This is a genomic window from Streptomyces justiciae (assembly GCF_015163075.1).
In the GTDB taxonomy this organism is placed as follows: Bacteria; Actinomycetota; Actinomycetes; order Streptomycetales; family Streptomycetaceae; genus Streptomyces; species Streptomyces justiciae.
This window is the reverse complement of record NZ_JADDXU010000003.1, coordinates 225,653-247,535: the sequence shown is the minus strand read 5'-3', so window position 1 is coordinate 247,535 and position 21,883 is coordinate 225,653. Positions and strand designations below refer to the sequence as shown.

The 21,883-nt window shown below is 71.1% G+C and carries 26 protein-coding genes; 14 read left to right on the top strand and 12 right to left on the bottom strand.

The features are described 5' to 3' along the window. Positions 1-46 precede the first annotated feature (46 nt). Entirely contained in the window at positions 47-652 is a 606-nt protein-coding gene (locus tag IQ210_RS09440) for a TetR/AcrR family transcriptional regulator (protein WP_194078430.1), read from the bottom strand. Positions 653-862: 210 nt separating this feature from the next. Between IQ210_RS09440 and IQ210_RS09435 the strand changes: the two genes are divergently transcribed. The 8 genes from IQ210_RS09435 to IQ210_RS09400 all read left to right on the top strand — a co-directional run bounded on the left by IQ210_RS09435 (position 863) and on the right by IQ210_RS09400 (position 9,380). Then, entirely contained in the window at positions 863-1,750 is an 888-nt protein-coding gene (locus IQ210_RS09435; RefSeq protein WP_194078429.1) for an alpha/beta hydrolase, read from the top strand. Between the two features lie 486 nt (positions 1,751-2,236). Then, positions 2,237-3,250 (top strand): alpha/beta hydrolase, encoded by a 1,014-nt coding sequence (locus tag IQ210_RS09430; RefSeq protein WP_194078951.1) that lies wholly within the window; start codon positions 2,237-2,239, stop codon positions 3,248-3,250. A 1-nt stretch (position 3,251) separates the two neighbouring features. Continuing rightward, positions 3,252-4,475, top strand: coding sequence for an acyltransferase family protein (locus IQ210_RS09425; RefSeq protein ID WP_228047529.1), 1,224 nt, complete (start codon positions 3,252-3,254; stop codon positions 4,473-4,475). Then, complete coding sequence (locus IQ210_RS09420) at positions 4,468-5,865, top strand: sensor histidine kinase (protein ID WP_194078428.1); 1,398 nt, start codon at positions 4,468-4,470, stop codon at positions 5,863-5,865. The genes IQ210_RS09425 and IQ210_RS09420 overlap by 8 nt, the downstream gene beginning before the upstream one ends. Continuing rightward, positions 5,862-6,539: a response regulator gene (locus IQ210_RS09415; protein WP_194078427.1), complete on the top strand. Its 678-nt coding sequence runs from the start codon at positions 5,862-5,864 to the stop codon at positions 6,537-6,539. The genes IQ210_RS09420 and IQ210_RS09415 overlap by 4 nt, the downstream gene beginning before the upstream one ends. 138 nt (positions 6,540-6,677) lie before the next feature. After that, a complete protein-coding gene (locus IQ210_RS09410; RefSeq protein WP_256784656.1) occupies positions 6,678-8,018 on the top strand; it encodes a sensor histidine kinase in 1,341 nt (446 codons plus the stop codon). Continuing rightward, positions 8,015-8,680 (top strand): response regulator, encoded by a 666-nt coding sequence (locus IQ210_RS09405; RefSeq protein WP_194078426.1) that lies wholly within the window; start codon positions 8,015-8,017, stop codon positions 8,678-8,680. The genes IQ210_RS09410 and IQ210_RS09405 overlap by 4 nt, the downstream gene beginning before the upstream one ends. Positions 8,681-8,807: 127 nt before the next feature. Then, the gene (locus tag IQ210_RS09400; protein ID WP_194078425.1) at positions 8,808-9,380 is read left to right on the top strand and encodes a dihydrofolate reductase family protein; all 573 of its coding nucleotides are present in this window, start codon (positions 8,808-8,810) and stop codon (positions 9,378-9,380) included. A 29-nt stretch (positions 9,381-9,409) separates the two neighbouring features. On the opposite strand, the gene IQ210_RS09395 is transcribed toward IQ210_RS09400, so the two are convergent. From IQ210_RS09395 to IQ210_RS09375, 5 genes are all read right to left on the bottom strand, one after another. Beyond that, entirely contained in the window at positions 9,410-9,850 is a 441-nt protein-coding gene (locus IQ210_RS09395) for an SRPBCC family protein (protein ID WP_194078424.1), read from the bottom strand. A gap of 41 nt (positions 9,851-9,891) precedes the next feature. Beyond that, positions 9,892-10,230, bottom strand: a complete 339-nt coding sequence (locus IQ210_RS09390; RefSeq protein ID WP_194078423.1) for an ArsR/SmtB family transcription factor — start codon at positions 10,228-10,230, stop codon at positions 9,892-9,894. Next, positions 10,227-10,691, bottom strand: a complete 465-nt coding sequence (locus IQ210_RS09385) for an SRPBCC family protein (protein ID WP_194078422.1) — start codon at positions 10,689-10,691, stop codon at positions 10,227-10,229. The genes IQ210_RS09390 and IQ210_RS09385 overlap by 4 nt, the downstream gene beginning before the upstream one ends. Before the next feature lie 123 nt (positions 10,692-10,814). After that, entirely contained in the window at positions 10,815-11,255 is a 441-nt protein-coding gene (locus IQ210_RS09380; RefSeq protein WP_194078421.1) for an SAM-dependent methyltransferase, read from the bottom strand. Further along, entirely contained in the window at positions 11,252-11,665 is a 414-nt protein-coding gene (locus IQ210_RS09375; protein WP_194078420.1) for an ATP-binding protein, read from the bottom strand. The genes IQ210_RS09380 and IQ210_RS09375 overlap by 4 nt, the downstream gene beginning before the upstream one ends. A gap of 186 nt (positions 11,666-11,851) precedes the next feature. Here IQ210_RS09375 and IQ210_RS09370 point away from each other — a divergent pair, with 186 nt between their 5' ends. Genes IQ210_RS09370 through IQ210_RS09360 form a run of 3 tightly spaced genes read left to right on the top strand, consistent with a single transcriptional unit; the run spans position 11,852 to position 13,319 of the window. Beyond that, positions 11,852-12,703 carry a helix-turn-helix domain-containing protein gene (locus tag IQ210_RS09370; RefSeq protein WP_194078419.1) on the top strand — a complete coding sequence of 284 codons (852 nt, stop codon included), beginning with the start codon at positions 11,852-11,854 and terminating at the stop codon, positions 12,701-12,703. Continuing rightward, positions 12,703-12,903, top strand: coding sequence for a DUF397 domain-containing protein (locus tag IQ210_RS09365; protein ID WP_194078418.1), 201 nt, complete (start codon positions 12,703-12,705; stop codon positions 12,901-12,903). Before IQ210_RS09370 ends, IQ210_RS09365 begins: the two co-directional genes overlap by 1 nt. After that, positions 12,882-13,319 (top strand): VOC family protein, encoded by a 438-nt coding sequence (locus IQ210_RS09360; protein ID WP_194078417.1) that lies wholly within the window; start codon positions 12,882-12,884, stop codon positions 13,317-13,319. Before IQ210_RS09365 ends, IQ210_RS09360 begins: the two co-directional genes overlap by 22 nt. A 3-nt stretch (positions 13,320-13,322) precedes the next feature. Here the strand turns inward: IQ210_RS09360 and IQ210_RS09355 are convergent, their stop codons facing one another. Then, the gene (locus IQ210_RS09355) at positions 13,323-13,910 is read right to left on the bottom strand and encodes a TetR family transcriptional regulator (RefSeq protein ID WP_194078416.1); all 588 of its coding nucleotides are present in this window, start codon (positions 13,908-13,910) and stop codon (positions 13,323-13,325) included. 107 nt (positions 13,911-14,017) lie between these two features. Between IQ210_RS09355 and IQ210_RS09350 the strand changes: the two genes are divergently transcribed. After that, the gene (locus IQ210_RS09350; protein WP_194078415.1) at positions 14,018-15,010 is read left to right on the top strand and encodes an aldo/keto reductase; all 993 of its coding nucleotides are present in this window, start codon (positions 14,018-14,020) and stop codon (positions 15,008-15,010) included. A 42-nt stretch (positions 15,011-15,052) separates the two neighbouring features. Further along, a complete protein-coding gene (locus IQ210_RS09345; protein WP_194078414.1) occupies positions 15,053-16,258 on the top strand; it encodes a cytochrome P450 in 1,206 nt (401 codons plus the stop codon). Positions 16,259-16,277: 19 nt separating this feature from the next. On the opposite strand, the gene IQ210_RS09340 is transcribed toward IQ210_RS09345, so the two are convergent. From IQ210_RS09340 to IQ210_RS09325, 4 genes are all read right to left on the bottom strand, one after another. Further along, positions 16,278-16,817: a hypothetical protein gene (locus tag IQ210_RS09340; protein ID WP_194078413.1), complete on the bottom strand. Its 540-nt coding sequence runs from the start codon at positions 16,815-16,817 to the stop codon at positions 16,278-16,280. A gap of 101 nt (positions 16,818-16,918) precedes the next feature. Next, entirely contained in the window at positions 16,919-17,137 is a 219-nt protein-coding gene (locus IQ210_RS09335) for a hypothetical protein (protein ID WP_194078412.1), read from the bottom strand. 40 nt (positions 17,138-17,177) lie between these two features. Then, a complete protein-coding gene (locus IQ210_RS09330) occupies positions 17,178-18,746 on the bottom strand; it encodes an ABC transporter permease (RefSeq protein ID WP_194078411.1) in 1,569 nt (522 codons plus the stop codon). After that, positions 18,746-19,636: an ABC transporter ATP-binding protein gene (locus IQ210_RS09325; protein WP_194078410.1), complete on the bottom strand. Its 891-nt coding sequence runs from the start codon at positions 19,634-19,636 to the stop codon at positions 18,746-18,748. The genes IQ210_RS09330 and IQ210_RS09325 overlap by 1 nt, the downstream gene beginning before the upstream one ends. Positions 19,637-19,709: 73 nt before the next feature. Here IQ210_RS09325 and IQ210_RS09320 point away from each other — a divergent pair, with 73 nt between their 5' ends. Next, positions 19,710-20,204, top strand: coding sequence for a GbsR/MarR family transcriptional regulator (locus IQ210_RS09320; protein WP_194078409.1), 495 nt, complete (start codon positions 19,710-19,712; stop codon positions 20,202-20,204). Between the two features lie 121 nt (positions 20,205-20,325). Here IQ210_RS09320 and IQ210_RS09315 read toward each other — a convergent pair whose 3' ends face one another. Beyond that, positions 20,326-21,834, bottom strand: a complete 1,509-nt coding sequence (locus IQ210_RS09315) for an APC family permease (RefSeq protein WP_194078408.1) — start codon at positions 21,832-21,834, stop codon at positions 20,326-20,328. Positions 21,835-21,883: the final 49 nt, after the last annotated feature.

Sequence of the window (21,883 nt, the reverse complement as noted above, 5' to 3'; positions counted from 1 at the left end):
CGCAATCCACAAAATTGGGGGTTGCGCGGGGCGGTTGCGAGGGACCCTAGGTGGTGGCGTAGACGCCGGCCGCGGCGGCAGCGAACGCGGCTCGGGCCGCGCGGTCCGCGGCGGCGGGGGCCGGGGGCGTTCCGGTGGTGAGGAGGGCGTAGTAGAGCGGGGCGGACACGGCTCGTACGACTTCCTCGGCGTCCGTCCCCGGTGGCAACTCCCCGCGTGCGACGCCCTGTTGGACGCAGGGGGCCCACTCGGCGACCCGGATGTCGTAGAACCGTCGTAGGGCCTCGGCGGTGCGTTCGTCGCAGGTGGCGGCGGCGATCACCGCGCGGAACAGGGCGCCTTGGCGGGGATCGGCGAGGGTGCGCTGGACGAGGCGGGCGTTGGCGCGGAGGTCGCCCAGCACCGTGCCGGTGTCCTCGCGGGGCAGGGACTGTTCGGCCATGTCGGCGAGGAGGTCGGCGACCAGGCCGGTGACCGAGCCCCAGCGCCGGTACACGGTCGTCTTGCCGACCTCGGCGCGGCGGGCCACGTCGGCGAGGTCGAGATGCGCGAACCCGTGCTCGGCGAGGACGTCACCGGCCGCCCGCAGCACGGCCGCGCGGACACGGGCGGTACGCCCTCCGGGACGTACGGTGCCGGGTTCGGCGGACATATCGGCCTCCATGGGGCGGTTGCGGGGGCTGTCGCGGGTGACTGCCGTGCGAAACGGGGCCAGCGTAACGAAACAGCAGAACCGTTTAAGCCTCACCGAGCGTGACATCCGTGTGTCCGCGCACGTCACGGGCCTGATACCGTCCCCGCCAACAGGGGAAATCCTCGCGAATTCTCATCCAATTGCGTTTCATCGCTGAGAGGTTGGAGCATGCCCGACGACTCCGCAGCAGCCCGGGCCGCCGCCGAGGAGGAGTCGGCGTTCTCCCACCCGCCCGTCGACCCCGACGTCAGCTCCGCGTACGGCGACCACCCCGACCAGGTGATCGACTTCTACGCTCCGAGGACCGAGCTCCCGGCCGGGACGCCGGCCCCGCTGGTGGTCGTGCTGCACGGGGGCGCGTGGCGGGCGCCGTACGACCGGCGGCACGTCACCCCGTTCGCGGACTATCTGGCGCGACGGGGGTTCGCCGTGGCGAACGTCGAGTACCGGCGGGGGGCGTTGCTGCCGGGGCAGGACGCTTCCGGCGGTCCGGTGGCCGGTCGGTGGCCGGACACGTTCGACGACGTGGCCGCGGCGATGGACGCGCTTCCCGCGCTCGTACGGGACGCCCTCCCGCAGGCCGACCCGCGCCGCACGGTGATCACGGGGCACTCGGCGGGCGGACACCTGGCGCTGTGGGCCGCGGCCCGGCACGTCCTGCCGGCCGACTCCGGGTGGCGCGTGGACCGGCCCCCGCCACTGCGGGGTGTGGTCGCGCTGGCCCCGATCGCGGACTTCACGGTGGCGGAGAAACTGGGCGTGTGCGGTGGCGCTTCGCTGCAACTCCTGGGCGGCGAGGAACACTTCGCGCCCCGCCGACCGTACGCCGACCCGGCCCTGCTGCTGCCGACGGGCATCGCGACGACGCTGGTACAGGGCCGCACGGACGACGTGGTCCCCCAGGCGGTGGCCGACGCGTACGCGGACGCGGCGGCGAAGGCGGGGGAGGTGGTGGGGGTGACACTGCTGGAGGACGTCGGCCACTTCCCGCTGATCGATCCGGCGGCGGACGCGTGTGCGGTGGTGGCGGAGGAGATCGCGCAGCTGGCGTGGTGACGGGTGACGAGGGCTCCCTATTGGGGAGGCCCCCTTCATACCCGTAATACCTGAGAGCTACGTCGGAGGTGAGCTCCCCGGCGGGACGCGGACGAGGCGTCCGGCTCCGTAATTTCCCACTCGGACAGACCCGATGGCCGGGCGGTCCGGGAGGGGGAGACGGACGTGGGGTTCTCGATCAACTGGCGCGGTTCGCAGACCATGGGTCACGGCAGCGGCGGCATCCTCCGAGTCCCCGCACAGCCTGCGGCGCACGAGGACGCCGTGCCGTCTGCGGGCGGTTGTGCCGGGGAGTCTGCGGTGCAGGGCGGTCGTGCCGCGGAGTCCGTCGCGCACCGTCATGCCGTGCCGTCTGCGGGCGGTCACGCCGGGGAGTCTGCCGCGCATCGTCCTGCCGTGCCGTCTGCGGGCGGTCACGCCGGGGAGTCCGCCGCGCATCGTCACGCCGTGCCGTCTGCGGGCAGTCGTGCCGCTGGGGCGGCACGGGTGGGCGCAGGCGGCACCCCGCCAGCGCGGGCAAGCGCAACGCCCCCACCCGCACCCCCACCCCGCCGCACCCACAAATGGCGCCGAGCCACCCTCGCGACCCTCATCACCGCCGCCGTAGTACTGCCCCTCTCCGCCGCGGCCCGCCCGGAAATCCCGGCACCGGCTCCCGCAACGCTCCCCCCACTGACAGCGTCGACGCTGGACACCGCATACGCAGCCAACAGAGCCAACGCCGCTGAGTCATCCCGCATGGCCGCCGCCCACGGCGACACGCACCGCGCCGCAGCCGACCGCTCCCTCGCCACCCCCACCCGCCACCTCCTCCACTTCGACGGCCGAGGCGAAGGCCAAGTCACCGAGGTCCTCGGCGACTTGGCCCACGCCGACCACATCGCCGTCCTCGTCCCCGGCTCCGACACCTCCCTGGACACCTACGACCGCTTCCGAGCCGAAGCGACGGCCCTCCAACACCAGCTGAACCGCACCGAGCCCCACACAGCCGTCATCGCCTGGCTCGGCTACAAAACCCCGGACACCATCAGCACGACCGTCACGACCACCGGCAGAGCAGACCAAGCCGCCCCGCAGCTCCGGCAGTTCATACGCCAACTCCGAGGCATCGTCGGCCAGGAGACCACCGTCTCCCTCCTCTGCCACTCCTACGGCTCGGTCGTCTGCGCCCGCGCCGCCACCGCCCTGGACGCGACCGACCTCGTCCTCCTCGGCAGCCCCGGCACCGGCGCCGACACCGCCGCCGCCCTGCACACCCGCGCCCACGTCTGGGCGGCCCGCGGCACCGACGACTGGATAGCGGACGTACCGCACATCAAGACCGACCTCTTCGGCACGACCGTCGGCTTCGGCACCGACCCCATGTCCCCGTCCTTCGGCGCGAGCCGCTTCGCGGCGGGCGACGGCGGCCACAGCGACTACTTCGCCCCCGGCTCGGTCTCCCTGACCAACCTGACCAGGATCGTCCTGGGCGAGACCTCGGAGGTGACCCGTGCGTGACCTGCCCCAGGCCCCCGCCCTGCGCTCCGCCCGGAAAGGCATACGCGAGGCCATACAGCAGGGCGCCGCCCGAGTAGACGCCGCGACACCCGCCGACCGGGACAGGGCCGTGGACGCCCTGCGGGCCGTCGCCATCCTCGGCGTGGTCCTCGGCCACTGGCTGGTGACCGCCCTGGTGGCGGACGGCCGAAGCCTGCACACGGCGAGCCCGTTGCAGCACATGCCATGGCTGGCCCCGATCTCCTGGGCGTTCCAGACGCTCGCGGTGTTCTTCCTGGTCGGCGGCCATGTGGCGACCCGGAGCCACGCCTCCGCCCGCGCCCGGGGCACGACGTACGGGGCGTGGCTGACCGCCCGGCTGTCCCGGCTGTTCAAACCGGTCGCGGCCGTCCTCACCCTGTGGACGGTGGCGGCGGTCGGACTGCTCCTGACCGGCGCGGAGTTCGGCACGGTCCACACCCTCGTCAAACTGGCGCTGTCGCCCATGTGGTTCCTCGTGGTGTTCGCCGCGCTGACGGCGGCGACCCCGTTGCTGACCCGGCTGAGCCCGCTGTGGCCGCTCGCCGCCGTGCTCCATGTCGATCTGATCCGCTTCGGCCTCGGCGGCCCGCCCTGGCTCGGCTGGGTCAACGTGGCCGCGGGCTGGCTGGTGCCGTTCACGCTGGGCGCGGCCTGGACGCGCGGCGAGTTGGAGCGTCGGCGGGCGGGCTGGATTCTGCTGACGGGCGGCGCGGCGGCGACGGCGGCGCTCGTGGCGTGGGCCGGCTATCCGGCGTCGATGGTCGGCGTCCCCGGCGTCGCGGTGTCCAACCTGAACCCGCCGACGCTGGCCGCCGTCACCTTCGGCCTGGCCCAGTGCGGGCTCGCCCTGCTGCTGCGCGACCGGCTGCGCGGAGCGATGCGCCGGCCGCTCGCCTGGGCGGCGGTCGCCCTGGTGAACCTCTCCGCGATGACGATCTTCCTGTGGCACCAGACGGCACTGATGGCGACCACCGCAACGGGCCTGTTCGCCGGCCGCCTGCCGGGCCTGCACACCGTGCCGGACGGCCTCGGATGGGTCGCGGCGCGGCTGGCCTGGCTGCCGGTGTTCGCCGCCGTCCTCGCCGTCTGCTGGACGGCGTTCCGGGGCTACGAGCAGGGGCGTCGGCGGGGCGGGAGTACACGGGTGGTGCGGACCGGCCGCCCGTCCGAGCGGGGTACGACGAGGGAGATGCGGCATGTCTAGGCTGAGCCGCGTGACGGAAACGGGGATCCAGCACGTGGTCGTGGGACGCGTACGACGCTGGCTGCGTGTGCTGCGCGACGATCTGTGGACGTTCCGGGCGGACCCGCTGCCCCCGTCGCTGTGGCTGCGCTGGCTGCCGCACGGCCTGCTCTGTCTGATCGCGTTCGGCGTCACCGTCGCCGGCACGCCCCAGCTCGAGGAGCGCGTGGGGCTGGCCTTCGGATGGGCCTTCCCGCTCTCGCTCGCGCACGGCTGTGCGGTGCTTCTCGGGATGTGGCGGCCCATCCCGGCGTTCTGGCTGTCTACGGTGGCCTCGCTGCTGGCGGCGCTGCTGGTGCACGGCAAACTCGGGGGCCCGGCCGGGGGGTTCACCTGGCCGTGGAGCACGACCGGAATCATCACGCATGTGGTCGTGCTGCTGCTGCTCGCCCTGCGGGTGCGGGCGCGGGTCCCCACCGAGGCGCTGGCCCTGACCGCCCTGGTCACCTATGTCCTGCAAGGCCTGTGGGGCGGCCCCGACTACTCGAGCACCGGGGTGCTCACGCTCTCCCTGTGCTCGGTGTCCGTGGTACTCGGCGCCGCCCTGCGCGGTCGCCGTGAGGCCCGCGCGGAGCTCGTCGAGCAGACGTCGCTCACCGCCGAGGAGCGCGCCCGGCGCACGGTGCTGGAGGAGCGCAGCCGGATCGCCCGCGAGCTGCACGACGTGGTGGCCCACCACATGTCGGTGATCTCCATCCAGGCCCAGGTCGCCCCGCACCTGGTGGAGAACCCGTCCGACGAGCTCAAGGAGAACCTGGAGGGCATCCGGGAGAACGCGCTGGAGGCGCTGACCGAACTCCGCCGGGTGCTGGGCGTGCTGCGCTCCGAGCACCCCGACACCCCGGACCAGGTCGGCGCGCCCGGCACCGACACCGGCACCGCCCCGCACACCCCGCAGCCCACCCTCGACCGACTCGACGCGCTGGTGGAGAACACCCGGGCGGCCGGGCTGACCGTCCGGGTCGACGTCCAGGGCACCCGTGGGCAGCTGCCGCAGGGCGTGGAGCTGTCGGCGTACCGGATAGTGCAGGAGGCGCTGAGCAACGTCCTGCGCCACGCGCCCGGCGCGACGGCCGCCGTGCGGCTCGTCCACCACAAGCACGGCGTGGACGTGCGGGTCACCAACTCGCCGCCCACGGGCCGGGTCCCGCTCTCCCGTGGCGCCGGCCACGGCCTGCTCGGCATGCGGGAGCGGGCCGCGATGCTCGGCGGCACGCTGCGCGCGGGGCCGGGGCCAGACGGCGGCTTCGAGGTGGCCGCGTTCCTGCCGACGTCACCCCCGTGGGCCGAGGCCCCCGCCGTCGGCTCCGCCTCCGCCCCCTCCCCTGATCCCAAGGACGGCCCCGTATGACGAGCAGCAGCCCCATCCGTGTCCTCATCGCCGACGACCAGCAGATGGTCCGGCAGGGCTTCACCGTGCTGCTCAACACCCAGCCCGACATCGATGTGGTCGGACAGGCGGTCGACGGCCTGGACGCGGTGAAGAAGGTCGCCGAACTCGCCCCGGACGTCGTGCTGATGGACATCCGCATGCCGGAGCTCGGCGGGATCGAGGCCACCCGCCGGATCACCGAGGCGACCCCGCAGATCAGAGTGCTGGTGCTCACGACCTTCGACCTTGACGAGTACGTGTACGAGGCGCTGCGCGCGGGCGCCTCGGGCTTCCTGCTGAAGGACGCCTCCGCCGACCAGCTCGCGGAGGCGGTGCGGGTGGTGGCGGCCGGTGACGCGCTGCTCGCGCCCGGCATCACCCGGCGGCTGATCACCGAGTTCTCCCGCCTCGACAACCGCCCCAAGCCCCCGTTGAAGGAGCGCGTGGGCGATCTGACCGAGCGGGAGACGGAGGTGCTGGCGCTGATCGCGCAGGGCTTGTCGAACGCGGAGATCGCCCAGCGGCTGGTGGTGGCCGAGCAGACGGTGAAGACGCACGTGGGCCGGATTCTGGTGAAGCTGGGGCTGCGGGACCGGACGCAGGCGGCGGTGTTCGCGTACGAGTCGGGGCTGGTGCGGCCGTCCGGCTACTGAACCGGCGGGCCGTCGAAGGCAGGGCCGCGGGGCCCGGGCCGTTGGCCCGTGGAGGACCCGTAGTACCTGAGACGGATGCCGGAGGACCCCTCTCACTGGTGACGACCGCGAGGCGGGCCTCCGCCTACCGTTCTGTACGTGACCGAGACGACCCACATGCAGACATCGCCGGCGGGGGACGGGGCCGGGCCGCGCAGCCCGGAGTTCCGGCTGGCCGCGAACGCCCTGCGCGGACTGCGCCAGGACCTGTTCCACGACGCCTTCGCCTACCGCCCGCTGCTCCGGATGCGGGTCGACGGCCCGCTGACCCGGCGGCTGCCCGGCCCCTTGCGCGAGTACGCTGCCTGGACACCGCACGCCGTGATCTCCGCGGCGGCCGTGATCACGCTGCTGATGGCCGCGGTCGACAACAGCGGCACGGCCGCGCTGCTTGGCCCGCTCGCCGTCCTCCCGATCCTGCTGACCATGCTCCGGCCGATCGCGGCGTTCTGGCTGTCCATGGCGGCCACCCCGGTCAGCCAGGTCTTCGGCAGCTCCCTGGACGGCTATCCGTGGCTGCCGGCCAGCTTCGCCTGTCATCTCACCGTGCTGACGGTGGTGGCGATACGCACCAAGCCGCGTACGGCCGCGTGCATGTGGGCGGTGACCGCGGTGTACGCCTTCGTGGCGGACGTGATCCTCGGCCCGGTCTACTACTACGGCGACGACACCGCGCCCATGCTGGTCCTCTCCGCGCTGGTCATGCTGGTCGTCGCCGTCTGGCACACCCGCCGCGAGGCCCGCCAGGAGGTGACCGCCCAGCAGACGGTGACGGCGCACGAGCGGTCCAAGCGCACGCTGCTGGAGGAGCGGTCGACGATCGCCCGCGAGCTGCATGACGTGGTCGCGCACCACATGTCGGTGGTCGCCATCCAGGCCGAGGCGGCGCCCTACCGGGTGGAGAACCCGCCGCCGGAGCTGGAGCGGGCGTTCGCGACGATCCGGGAGAACGCGGTGGCGGCGCTCACGGAACTCCGCCGGGTGCTGGGCGTGGTGCGCGCCGAGGACTACGAGGCCCCGGACGCCCCGCAGCCCACGCTCGCCGACCTCGACGGACTGCTGGCCAATGTGCGGGACACGGGGCTGAGCGTGCGGAAGACGGTGACGGGCGCGGTGCGCGAGCTGCCGCAGGGGGTGGAGTTGTCGGCGTACCGCATAGTCCAGGAGGCGCTCAGCAACACGCTCCGGCACGCGCCGGGCGCGAGCGCGCAGGTGGAGATCGGTTACGTCCTCGGGGGGCTGGGCCTGCGGGTCGTCAACGACCCGCCGCCGGCCGGCACCCTGCTGAAGCCGTCGCCCGGCGCGGGGCACGGCATCACGGGGATGCGGGAGCGCGTCTCGATGCTGAACGGCGAGATGACGGCGGGCGCGACGGACGAGGGGGGTTACGAGGTGGCGGTGTACCTGCCGGTGCCGAGTGCGAGCGAGGGTGACGCATGACCATCCGCGTGCTGATCGCGGACGACCAGATGATGGTGCGCGAGGGCTTCTCGGTGCTCCTCAACGCGATGCCGGACATCGAGGTCGTCGGCGAGGCGGTCAACGGCCGTGAGGCGGTGACGAAGGTCCGCGAGCTGGGCCCGGACGTGGTCCTGATGGACATCCGGATGCCGGAGCTGAACGGCATCGAGGCGACGCGCGAGATAGTGGCGGCGGACGGTGCGGCGAAGGTGCTGGTGCTGACGACGTTCGACCTGGACGAGTACGTCTACCAGGCGCTGAAGGCGGGCGCCTCGGGCTTCCTCCTGAAGGACGCCTCCGCCCGTCAACTGGCGGACGGAGTAAGGGTGGTGGCGTCCGGAGAGGCCCTCCTCGCCCCCTCCGTGACCCGCCGCCTGATCACGGAGTTCTCGCGGCTCTCCGACGCCCCCCGCCTGATGTCCTCCGCCCACGCGGCCTACGGCGACCTCACCGACCGCGAGACCGAGGTCCTGGTCCTGATCGCGCAGGGCCTGTCGAACGCGGAGATCGCCGGGCGGCTGGTGGTGGCGGAGTCGACCATCAAGACCCACGTCAGCCGCGTCCTGGTGAAACTGGGGCTGCGGGACCGGACGCAGGCGGCGGTGTTCGCATACGAGGCGCGGTTGGTGACGCCGGGATAGGGGCCGTAGGAGGGTTCGAAAAATAGGGTGGGTGTCAGCCGATGAGTTTCTCCGTGATCAGCGGTCGTAGATCACAGCTGGACACGAGACAGCACCGGACAGACAGACAAGCGACGGAGGAACCGACATGCGCACCCTCATCAGCACCGCCTTCATCTCCCTCGACGGCGTCGTGGAGGCCCCGGGCGGAGAGCCCGGTTACCGGAACTCCGGGTGGACCTTCAAGGACATCGAGTTCCTCCCAGAGGCGTTCGAGATCAAGGGCCGTGAGCAGAAGGAAGCGGCCGCGATGCTCCTGGGGCGGACCAGCTACCAGGCGTTCAGCCCGGTGTGGCCCGGCATGGAGGAGTTCGCCGACTACAAGGTGATGCCGAAGTACGTGGTCTCGACGACGCTCACGGACGACGACCTCGTCTCGGACTGGGGCGACACCACGATCCTGCGCTCCCTCGACGAGGTCGCCGAGCTGAAGAAGACCGAGGGCGGCCCGATCATCGTCCACGGCAGCGCCTCGCTGAACCAGTCGCTCGCCGACGCCGACCTCATCGACCGCTACCACCTCCTGGTCTTCCCCGTCCTCCTCGGCGCCGGCAAGCGCCTCTTCCCGACGACGGACAAGGACAAGCAGCGCCTGAAGCTGGTCGAGCACGAGGCCTACGCGAACGGCCTTCAGAAGAACGTCTTCGACGTGGTGCGGTGACGGGGGCCGCGGCGCTTCCGGCGGGGAGTTCAGTGCCAGTTGCTGATCTGGACGTCGTCCGGCGCGGGCTCGCCCTTGCCGGTCTCGATCAGCTTCTTGAGGCTCATCAGGTAGGTCGCCCACTTGGTGCTGCAGTGGTACATGAACTCCACCGGCTCCTTCCAGCCCTCATGACGGAACAGCACGATCGTGAAGTCGTCCTCCTGCTTCAGCTCGAAGCGGACGTGTGTGCCGATCCATTCCTCGGGCCCGTCGACGACCTCCCAGACCAGGCGCTCGGCGGGCTGGGCCTCGAGGACCTTCATGTCGAACCCGCCGGGTACGAAACGGAACCGGATGACTCCTCCGACACGGGGGTCGCCGTCCGTGTCCCGCGTCCACCAGTCCGCGAGCCCCTCGACGGTGGTCAGGGCCGTGTAGACGGCCTCGGGGGATGAGGTGATTCCGATCCTGTGCAGGATGTCGGGCATCTCGATACCTCTCTCTGATGTGGTGTTCCTGATGGCCGGGGTCAGTTCTCCCGGTCGCGCTGGATCGCCTCGGCGATGCGCTTGATGCGGTGCAGCCGCGCGTCCCAGCTCGCCCCGACCGAGGCCAACTGGGCGACAGCGCGGGCGAGTTGCTCCTCGTCCACCTCGTATCGGCGCTCGCGGCCGGACGGGGTCGCGTGGACCAGCCCCACCCGGTGGAGTACGCCGAGATGTTTGGCGACGGCCTGGCGCGTGACCGGCAGTCGGTCGCTCAGCGAGGTCGCCGTCCCGAAGCCGTCGGCCAGCATCAGGTCGAGCATCCGACGCCGGGTCGGGTCTCCGACGGCGGACCACAGCTCGTCGTCGACGGTGACGCTCACGGCGTGGACACCAGTCGGTTCACATAGGCGACGAGGCGCGGCAGGAAGTGGTCCCAGCCGGCGGCGTGCTCGCGGTAGGCGTTCTCCAGCACGGCTGCCTCCCAGCCCCGTTCCCGGAACCCCGCTTCACTGAAGCGCAGCAGCGTGCCCGAGCCGGACGGGGTCAGTTCGAAGGTCACCAGGAGGGAGTTGGTCGGCGTCGCGACCTCGCCCTCGTCGTACACCCACCGGAAGGAGAACCGCCGGGGCGGATCGGCGTCCACGACGGTCAGCGATTCGACCTTCGCGTCCGGCGTGCTCCTGTCCCCGAAAGAGATGACTCCGGTGGCGCCCGGTACGGGCTTGAACTCGATCTCGTCCGGCCACCACTCCCTCAGGTGCTCGGGCCTGCTGACGACCTCGTAGACCACCTCGGGGGTGGCGTCGATTTGGATCTCCCGCTCGATGCTGCCGTACTCCATGCCGCTCACCCGGCCCTTTCGCAACCTTTGGTTGCGTATCACTGTAAGCCCCGGTGGCGGTTATGCGCAACCATCGGTTGCGTGTCGCGGTCATGCCGTCGCCAGTAGCGGGTGCCGCGGGCGTCACCCGTTGGGATGCCTCGGGATGACCAGTTCACGGAGGGGGTCGCCGCCGTCGACGAACAGCCGGGCGCCCGCCCTTGTCGCCTCGGCCACACGCCGCAGCACCAGTTGGCCGGCCTCGGGGTGCCGCCCGTCGAGCGCCCCGACGCGGACGGCGAACACGAGGTCGTACGGCTCCTCGTCGGCCCGCAGCACGAACTCCTCCGCGGCGACCTGCCGGACCCTCATACGCCCCGAGCCGATCTCCTCCGCCGACGCCGCTCCGGCCTGGGCGATGGCAGTGGCGGATCGGTCGATGGCCAGGATGTGGCCGGTGGTGAGCCGGTGGGCGACGGCCCGTGCGGCGGCCCCGGGTCCGCACCCGATCTCGAGCACACGCGAGTCCGGGCGCAGGGGGAGCGCCTCCACGATCGCCGCGAGACGCGGGGACAGGGCGCTCATGCTGTCGCCAGTTCGCACCACACGTACTTACCCCGGTTGCCGAATCTCGACAACGGCTGCCAGCCCCAGAGGTCGGAGGTGGCGGCGACGAGGGCGAGGCCGCGGCTGGATTCGGCGTTCAGGTCGCCGGTCAACTTCTGGGGCGGGTCCGGGGGTTCGGGATCGGCATCCCACGCACCGATCCGCAGCACACCGTCCCGCCAGCGGAGCCGCAGGGCGGCGGGGCCGTCGGTATGAAGAACGGCGTTGGAGACCAACTCCGCGGCGAGCAGCTCCGCGGCGTCGACGAGGGTGATGAGGCCGTGCATGGTCAGGATGAGCCGGAGGGTGCGGCGACTGACGGTGACGGCTCTGGGGTCGTTGGGGATGTCGAGGGAGTACTCCCAGGAGTCGGCGGTGGTTTCGGGCATGCGGATAACTCCGTTCAGGGGGTGGGGAGTTGGGTGCGGTGGCGGTGCCGCAGGGTGGTTGCGGTGCACTTCCGCAGGGTGAGCGTTGCGTCACTGACGGTAGAGGAGTAATTACTCCTCGCGCAACTGGTTGGCGTAACCTGGCGCCCGAACGAGGTACTACGGCAGGGCTGTTGAGGAGAGTGCATGGCGCCGAGGAGTCACGCCACCGCGAGGCAAGTGCGGTTGGGCACCGAGCTGCGTCGACTGCGTGAGGCCGCCGGGCTGAAGGCGCGTGAGGTAGCGGGACTGCTGAACTCCACCTCGGCCCAGATAAGCCAGGTGGAGCTGGGTCTCTCCGGTGCCAGCGAGGAGCGGGTTCGGCGACTCGCGGCTCATTACGCCTGCACCGACGAGGCGTTGATCGACGCCCTCGTAGCCATGGCGACGGAGCGGACGCGTGGCTGGTGGGAGGAGTACCGGGGAGTGCTTCCTCCGGTGTTCATGGACACGGCCGAGGCCGAGCATCATGCGACATTCCTGCGCGAGGTCGTGATCACCCGCATCCCAGGGCTCCTTCAGACCCCGGACTACGCACGCGCGGTCTTCGCCTACATGAACCCTGAGCTGCCTGAGAGCGAAGTGGCCCCCAGGGTGGAGCACCGTATGCGGCGTCGTGCTGTCATCGAGGGTGACAACCCCACCCCGTACGAGGCGATCATCCACGAGGTCGCCCTGCGGCTCCGTGTCTCCGACCGCAAGTCCTCGTGTGCCCAGCTTCGGCAGATCCTGGACTTGGTTGAGCAGGGCCATGCCACCGTGCGCGTGATCCCTACCGACCAGGACGGCTTTGCAGGTTCCGGGGCCTCGATGATGTATGCGGGAGGCCCCGTGCCCCGGCTCGACACCGGGATGCGGGATTCGCCCACGGGCATCGCGTTCATTGATGCCGAATCCCAACTAGACCGACTGCGGGCGCTGCTCCGTAGGGTGGAAAGCGCGTCGCTGGACCCTGTGGCGTCGCGTGACTTCATCCACCGTATGGCGAAGGAACTCTGATGAACTGGCGTAAGTCCACGTACTCCGACGGCGGCGACGGCGACACCTGCGTCGAGATCGCGGAACTCCCCACCCACATATCCATCCGCGACTCAAAAGCCCCTACCCGAGCCACCCTCTCCTTCCCCCCCGCCTCCTTCACGGCCCTCATCAACCACCTGAAGGAAGAAGTCCCCCCATGGAACAGCGAGTCACCCTGATCACCCTCGGCGTCTCCGACCTGGCCCGCAGCAAAGCCTTCTACGAAGCCCTCGGCTGGCAGGGCCAGGAGGTCCAGGAGACCGTCTTCTTCCAGGCCGGCGGTCTCGGACTGGTCCTCTGGGGCCGCGACAAGCTCGCCGCCGACTGTGGTCTGGAGGCCGGCAAGGAACCGCCCGCCTTCGGCGGCATCGTCCTCGCGCACAACGTCCGTGACGACAGCGAGGTCGACGACCTCCTCGCAGCGGCCCGAGCCGCCGGCGGCACCGTCACCAAGCCCGCCGCCCTCAATGAGATCGGCTTCTACTCCGCCGCCTTCACCGACCCCGACGGCCACGCCTGGGAGATCGCCCACAACCCCGGCTTCCCCCTCGCGGAGGACGGCACGCTAACGCTGCCCGACTTCGGCCGACCCTGACCGCTAGGACCCCGTCGCCGGGAACAGGCGTTCCACCGCCCGCACCACCGCCGCCCGGCGTGCCGCCAGGGAGCGGTCGTGGGTCTGGTCCGCCGCCGCGTCCACGAGGTCGAGCTGGCCCGCCCAGGCCATGGCGATCTGGTTGAGGAACACGAGGATGTCGATGGGCTCCCAGGAGGGATCCAGCTGGCCCGCCTCCTGTGCCTTGCGGATCTGTTCCGCCTTGCGGCGGATCGCCTCCCCGGTCACGGTGTCGGCCGTGTCGCCGGCCAGTTCCAGCCGGCCCCAGCTCATGATCCGGTAGCGGTCGGGGTGCCGGATGAAGTAGTCGTGCACGCGGCCGGCGTACTCGGGCAGGTTCGTCGGGTCCAGGCGGGTCGCCTCGGAGACCGCGCACATCTCCCGTTCGGCGATGAAGCCGTAGAGCTCTTCCTTGCTGCGGAAGTACGCGTAGAGGCGTTCCGTGCTGGTCTTCGCGGCCTTGGCGATACGGGTGATGCGGGCGCCGGCGATCCCGTACCGGGCGAACTCGGCGCGCGCCGCGGTGACGATGCGGTCGCGGGTCGAGTCCGGGGTCGTCGAAGAGGTCATGTCTCGAGGTTACCCAGCCAAAACGTTCTGTTTGGCAAGGGTGGCCGTCCGGGCGTACAGTCGGTCAAAGCAAACGTTTTGGTTTGACGCGATGGCAGGAGTACGTCATGCAGCAGAGGACACTCGGCGGCCAGGGCCTCACCGTCTCGGCGCTCGGTTACGGCGCGATGGGCCTGACCATGGCCTACGGGCCCGGCGACGAGCAGGAGGGCGTCGCCGCCATCCAGCGCGCCCATGAGCTGGGCGTCACCTTCATCGACACCGCCGAGCTCTACGGCTGGGGCACCGGGTCGAACGAGATCCTGGTCGGCAAGGCGGTCAAGGGCTTCCGGGACGAGGTCGTGCTGGCCACGAAGTTCGGCTTCGATCTGTCCGACCTCTCGGACATGTCCAAGGGGTTCGGGCTCAACAGCCGTCCCGAGAACATCCGCAAGGTCGCCGACAACAGCCTGCGATACCTCGGCGTCGACCACATCGACGTCTTCTACCAGCACCGCGTCGACCCGGACGTGCCGATCGAGGAGGTCGCCGGGACGGTCAAGGAGCTGATCGACGCGGGCAAGGTGAAGTACTTCGGGCTCAGCGAGGCCGGTCCGCAGACCATCCGCCGCGCCCACGCCGTACAGCCGGTGTCGGTGCTCCAGACCGAGTACAGCCTCTTCGAGCGGGACGTCGAGCGGCTCTTCCCGGTCCTCGACGAACTCGGCATCGGTTTCGTCCCGTACTCCCCGCTCGGCCGCGGCTTCATCACCGGCACGGCCAAGCCCGCCGACGCGTACGACGCGACCGACATGCGCCGCGGCGACCCGCGCTGGCAGCCCGGCAACTTCGAGAAGAACGTCGAGGCCGTCGAGCGCCTCGCCGCCCTCGCCGCGTCCAAGGGCGCCACCGTCCCCCAGCTGGCCCTGGCCTGGCTGCTCACCCGCGGCGAGCACATCGTGCCGATTCCCGGCACCCGCAGTGTGCGGCGCATCGAGGAGAACGCGGCCGCCGCGGACCTCACCCTGACCGACGCCGACCTCGCAGCGATCGCCGAGATCCTTCCGCACGGCGGTTTCGGTGCCCGCTACGCGGCGGAACACGTCCCGGTCTGGGTCTGACACCCCTGGTCAGGAGGGGGAGGGTCGGGCTAGCGTCCGTTCATGGCAGCCTTCGACCCGTGGGACCCGGCATTTCTGGCCGACCCGTACCCCGCCTATGCCGACCTGCGCGCCAAGGGCCGCGTCCAGTACTACGAGCCCACCAACCAGTGGCTGGTCCCGCAGCACGCCGACGTGTCGGCACTGCTGCGGGACCGGCGGCTGGGGCGGACGTACCAACACCGGTTCTCGCACGAGGACTTCGGCCGCACCCCGCCGCCCGCCGAGCACGAGCCGTTCCACACCCTCAACGACCACGGCATGCTCGACCTGGAGCCGCCGGACCACACCCGCATCCGGCGGCTGGTGTCGAAGGCGTTCACGCCCCGGACGGTGGAGCGCCTGAAGCCGTACGTGGCCCGGCTCGCCGGGGAACTGGTGGACGGGCTGGTGCGGAAGGGCGGCGGCGATCTGCTCGGCGACGTCGCCGAGCCGCTGCCCGTCGCGGTCATCGCCGAGATGCTGGGCATCCCGGAGGCCGACCGCGGCCCGCTGCGGCCCTGGTCGGCGGACATCTGCGGGATGTACGAGCTGAACCCGCCGGAGGACGTGGCGGCGAGGGCGGTCCGCGCCTCCGTCGAGTTCTCGGAGTATCTGCGCGGGCTCATCGCCGTACGACGCGACGAACCCGGCGACGACCTCATCTCCGGTCTCATCGCCGCCCATGACGAGGGCGACCGGCTCACCGAGCAGGAGATGATCTCGACCTGCGTGCTGCTGCTGAACGCCGGGCACGAGGCGACGGTCAACGCCACCGTCAACGGCTGGTACGCGCTGTTCCGCAACCCCGACCAGCTCGCGGCCCTCCGCGCGGACCACTCCCTGATCCCGTCCGCGATCGAGGAGTTGATGCGCTACGACACCCCGCTCCAGCTCTTCGAGCGCTGGGTGCTGGACGACATCGAGATCGATGGCACGACGATCCCGAGGGGCGCGGAGATCGCCATGCTCTTCGGCTCCGCCAACCACGACCCGGCGGTGTTCCAGGACCCCGAGCGCCTCGACCTCACCCGCCCGGACAACCCGCACATCTCCTTCAGCGCCGGCATCCACTACTGCATCGGCGCCCCGCTGGCCCGTATCGAACTGGCCGCCTCGATGACGGCCCTGCTGGAGAAGGCCCCGACCCTCACCCTGGCCGCCGAGCCCGAGCGGAAGCCGAACTTCGTCATCAGGGGGCTGGAAGGGCTCCGGGTGGAGGTGGAGTAGCCCAGGGGGCCGGCCTCTCTCACGACGCCCCGAGGCGACGGCCCGCGAGCAGGACCTCGTGGACCGAGCCCGGGGGTTCGAGGAGCATGAAGCCGGCCTCCTGGCCCTGGTGGTAGATCTTCAGACGGGGCCCGTCGGCGGTCAGGCGCAGCTCTGGCCAGGGGTACGCCCACAGGAGGTTGGCGTGCTCCCAGAGCTGCAGGTGCCGGGAGGTCAGCAGCAGCTGGAAGGGCGGGTTCTCGTAGGGGGTGGGGGCTCGCCCGGGTGTGAAGGGCGGCCGCACGGTGTAGGTGCTGAGCAGCTTCTCGCCCGGCGCGAGCGTCTCGGCGCGGAGGGCGTTCTCACGGCCCGTCCTCGCCCCCGCCCAGCCGGCGAAGACGCCGCACAGGACGGTCAGCGGTGCGACGAGCCACCAAGGGGCGGCGCCTGAGAACCCGTCGAGGGCGATGGCCCCGCCACCGAGGCAGACGGCCGTGACACCGCCGGACACGGCGGCCCGGCGCATCCGCCGCTGTCTCTCGCCCTCCGGGGTACCGCGCTCCGCCCTCTGTCGTGCCATCTGGCATCCCTTCGTACGACGCGGCTCCCGCGTCCGCGACGAGCAGCAAGGGGGAAGACTCGTTCGGACACCAGATGGTTGCAGCGTGCACGGAGTCGCCGTCACCGTCCGATCCGTCGGGCCAGGGCCCAGACCACCAGTGCGGCGGCGGTTCCGCCGAGGATCGCGAGCGGCAGCTCGGCGTAGAGCACGCTCCAGTCCGGGCTCTGTTCGAAGCGCCAGAGGCGGGACCGTACGTCGACGGCCCACACCGCCAGCCCCAGGCCGGCCCCGGTGGCGGCGGTCAGGCAGCCTGCCGCGGCCTGTGCGCGTTGTCCCATGTTCAGGACGGACGCGCGCAGGCCGCGCGGAGGTTCCCTGTCAGGTGGTCAGGTCCCGGCGCCGCAAGCCCGTCAGGCCGGCTGCCAGCAGCGCCGCCGCGATGCCCGTCAAAAGCACCACCGGACCCCAACTCATCTCCCCGCCCGGCAACTTGGGCAGGTGGCCGAAGGGGGACAGGTCCAGTACCGCCTGCGGTGCGTCAAGGGCCGGGCCCACCCAGCCGATGAGCAGGACGGCCCCGGCGACACCCCAGGCCGCCATCGCCGCCCTCGGCAGCAGCCCGTACAGCGCGACCGCCAGCCCGCCGATCACCCACACCGCGGGCACCTGGACCAGGCACGCGCCCAGGATCGGGCCGACCTCCTTGCCGTAGCCCACGGCGAAGCCGAGTCCCGTCAGCAGCATGAGCAGCACCGCCCCGCCGAAGGCGACGACCAGATGGCCGGCGGCCCAGCCCAGTCGGCTCACCGCGTTCGCCAGGACCGGCTCCGCGCGGCCCGACGTCTCCTCGCCGTGCAGGCGCAGCACGCTCTGCACGACGTACAGCGCCGCGATCAGGCCCATCATCCCGACCATCGACGCCAGGAACGCGTCCTCCAGACCGCTCTGGCCGCCCATCCGCTCGAAGATCTCGCGCGCGTTCTCGTTGTCGCCGACCAGGTCCGCCACGCCGTCGGTCAGGCCGCCGTAGACCACGCCCACGACGAAGAAGGCGAGGCTCCAGCCGTACACACTGCCCCGTTGCAGTCGCCAGGCCAGCGCGCTCGCGGTGGACAGCCGGCCCGTGGCCGGGCCCGGGCGGGTCGGGAAGAAGCTCATGCCCACGTCCCGGCGGCCCGCCAACTCGTAGGCCCCGCCTGCCTGGAGCAGGATCGCCGCCGCGAACAGGGCCAGTACCCACCAGCGTTCGTCCGCGTACGGGCGCAGGTTCTCCAGCCAGCCCAGCGGGGAGAGCCAGGTCAGGACCGAACTGCCGTCGTCCGACGCCGAGTCGCCCGCCGCCCGGAGGACGAAGGCCGCGCCGAGGACGGCCGACGTGAGCCCGCGGGCCAGCCGCGCGCTCTCCGTCAGCTGGGCGACGATCGCCGCCATCGTGGCGAAGACCATGCCCACGGCCGCGATGCCGAGGCCGAGGGCGAGCGCGCCCACCACTCCCTGGCCCGCCAGACCCACCGTCACCAGCAGTGCGAGCACCGCGTTCGCGACGCCCGCCGCCAGCAGCGCCGCCGTCAGCGACGCCCTGCGGCCCACCATCCCGGACGCCACCAGCTCCTGCCGGCCGCTCTCCTCCTCGTCGCGGGTGTGCCGTACGACGATCAGCAGGCTCATCGCCGCCGCGACCAGCCCGGCGTACACGCCGACCCGCCAGGCCGTCAGCGCGCCCAGGTCGGTGTCGAAGACCGGGCCGATCAGGGCGCGGAAGGACGCGTTGGTCTCCACCTGGTGGATCAGGTCGGCCCGCTCGGCGTCCGTGCCGTACAGGCCCTTCAGGGAGGCGGGCATGGAGAGGACCATCAGCGCGTTCACCGCGACCCACACCGGGATCATCAGCCGGTCGCGGCGCAGCGAGAAGCGGAGCAGGACGCCCGTGCCCGCGAGGGAGGTCATCACGACGCCGCCTCCTGGTAGTGGCGCAGGAAGAGTTCCTCCAGGGTCGGGGGCGTCGAGGTCAGCGAGCGCACGCCGGACTCGCTCAACTGCCGCAGTACGGCGTCGAGTTTGTCGGTGTCGACCTGGAGGCGGACCCGGTGGCCCTGGACGTCGAGGTCGTGCACGCCGGGGAGGGCGGCCAACCCGTTGGGAGGGCCCGCGAGTTCGGCCGAGACGCTGGTGCGGGTCAGGTGGCGCAGGTCGGCGAGCGAACCCGTCTCGACCGTGCGGCCGTTGCGGATGATGCTGACGCGGTCGCACAACTCCTCGACCTCGCTGAGGATGTGGGAGGAGAGCAGGATCGTGCGGCCCCGGTCGCGCTCCTCCTCCACGCAGCGCTGGAAGACCTCCTCCATCAGGGGGTCCAGGCCGGAGGTCGGCTCGTCCAGGATGAGCAGGTCGACGTCCGAGGCGAACGCGGCGACCAGGGCGACCTTCTGGCGGTTGCCCTTGGAGTACGTGCGGCCCTTCTTGGTGGGGTCGAGTTCGAAGCGGTCGATCAGCTCGGCGCGGCGGGCCGGGTCGAGGCCCCCGCGCAGCCTGCCGAAGAGGTCGATGACCTCGCCGCCGGACAGGTTGCGCCACAGCGTCACGTCGCCGGGGACGTAGGCGATCCGGCGGTGCACCTCGACCGCGTCCGCCCACGGATCGCGGCCGAGCACCTGCGCGGCGCCCGCGTCGGCGCGCAGCAGGCCCAGCAGGACGCGGATGGTGGTGGACTTGCCGGCGCCGTTGGGGCCCAGGAAGCCGTGCACCTCACCGGTCTCGACCTCCAGGTCCAGACCGTCGAGCGCGTGGGTCCGGCCGAACGACTTGTGCAGTCCGGAGACCGTGATTGCCTTCGTCATGCTTCAGAACGTACGCTTCTTTCAGAAATTTGTGAAGTTAAGGAAGCATATGAACGCCGGTTAGGGTGAGGGGATGAGTGACGTGGCAGGTCGGGACCCTGAAGCGGTGTCCAGGTTCGTGGAGCGGTTCGCGGCGCAGCTCGTCGAGGCGGGGCTGGCGCGCATGCCGGCCCGGGTCTTCGCCGCGCTGCTCGCCTCCGACAGCGGCGCCCTCACCTCCGCCGAGCTGAGCCGACAGCTCCAGGTCAGCCCGGCCGGGGTCTCGGGTGCCGTGCGCTATCTGTCCCAGGTGCACATGCTGTCGCGGGAGCGGGAGCCCGGCTCACGCCGCGAGCGGTACCGGGTGCACAGCGACCAGTGGTACCAGGCCCTCACCAACCGCGAGGCGATCATCAAGCGCTGGGAGGACGCCCTGCGCGAGGGTGTGGCCAGCCTGGGGGCCGAGACTCCGGCCGGCCACAGGCTGGCCGAGACGCTCGCCTTCTTCGAGTTCATCGAGAAGGACGTCGCCGAGATGATGGAACGCTGGCAGGTCCGCAGGGCCGAGCTGTTCGGCGACGAGCGCTAAGCGCTCGGCTGGAAGCGCGGCGAGGGAGGGGGGTCGGCTGCGGCGCCGTCGTGGCCGGTCGCGCAGTTCCCCGCGCCCCTTCAGGGCATGACCGCACCGCAGCCGACTTCACCATGTCCGCTCAGCGTTCCTTGGTCTCCTCCAGGACCGTCCGGCCGAGGAGCTGGTAGCGGGCCGGGTCCCGGCGCTTCAGGTACTGCGCGTACCCGATGCCCGTTCCCGCGACCAGCGCCACCAGCCACGGGGTCGCCTTCAGCACCAGGGAGCCGGACTCCGTGCCGGCCGCCGCGCCCATGTTGGAGACCAGCAGTGCCACCACCGCGAGCATCGCGACGCCGCCGAGGAGCGGGGCGGTGAGGGTGCGGAACCAGTGGCGGCTCTCGGGGTGGTTGCGGCGGAAGTAGACCAGCACCGCGAAGGAGCAGACGGCCTGCACGACCAGGATCGCCATGGTGCCGAGGATCGCGAGCAGGACGTACGTACCGGTGTACGGGTCCTTGCCGGCGGCCGCGAAGGCCAGCAGGAGCAGGGCGGTCACGATCGTCTGGACCAGGCCCGCGATGTGCGGGGAGCCGTGCCGGGCGTGGGTGCGGCCGACGGTGTTCTTCAGGGAGGGCAGGACGCCCTCGCGGCCCAGCGCGTACATGTAGCGGGCGGCGCAGTTGTGGAAGGCCATGCCGCAGGCCAGCGAGCCGGTGATCATCAGCCACTGCATGACGACGACCGCCCAGTGGCCCACGTACTGCTCGGTGGGGCCGAAGAAGAGCTGGAGGGGGTTGGCCGTGGAGACCTCGACGGCCTTCGACTCGCCGGTGCCGGTGATCGCCATCCAGGAGACGAAGACGTAGAAGACGCCGACGCCGAGCACCGAGATCATCGTCGCCTTGGGGATGATCTTCTTCGGGTTGCGGGACTCCTCGCCGTACATCGCCGTCGACTCGAAGCCGACCCACGACCAGAAGGCGAAGAAGAGACCGAGCCCGGCGGACGTCCCCTTGAAGGCGTTGACCGGGTTGACCGGGTCGACGCTGAAGCCGTCCGGGCCGCCGCCGTGGAAGGCGACCGAGATCGCCATCGCGGCGAGGATCGTCACCTCGGTGGCGAGCAGGACGACGAGCAGCTTCTCGGCGACCGATACGCCGAACCAGGTGCCGGTGGCGTTGATCGCCAGCATCAGGATCGCGAACGCCCACCAGGGGATGTCCGCGCCCGTCTGGTCCTTCAGCGTCTCCGTCGCGAAGGTCGAGAAGATGCCGATCAGGGCCGGCTCGAAGACGACGTACGCGAAGGTGGCGAGCAGCCCGGAGGCGAGTCCGACGGTGCGTCCGAGGCCGTAGGAGATGAAGCCGTAGAAGGCTCCGGTGGAGGTGATGTGCTTCGCCATCGAGGTGAAGCCGACGGAAAAGATTGCCAGTACGACCATTGCGACGAGGTAGCTCGCCGGGGCGCCGATGCCGTTGCCCGCCGACACCATGAAGGGCACGTTGCCCGTCATCGCGGTGATCGGCGCGGCCGTCGCGACGGCCATGAAGACCACGCCCAGCAGGCCCACGGCGTTGGGCTTGAGCCGGTGAACCGTGCCTGTCTCGTCTGACTTCGCCGCTGGGGCGACTCCCTCGTCCACTGCCATCGGGCTAGGCCCCTCTCCTGCTGACGCGCTGGTGTACCGGGCTGGACTC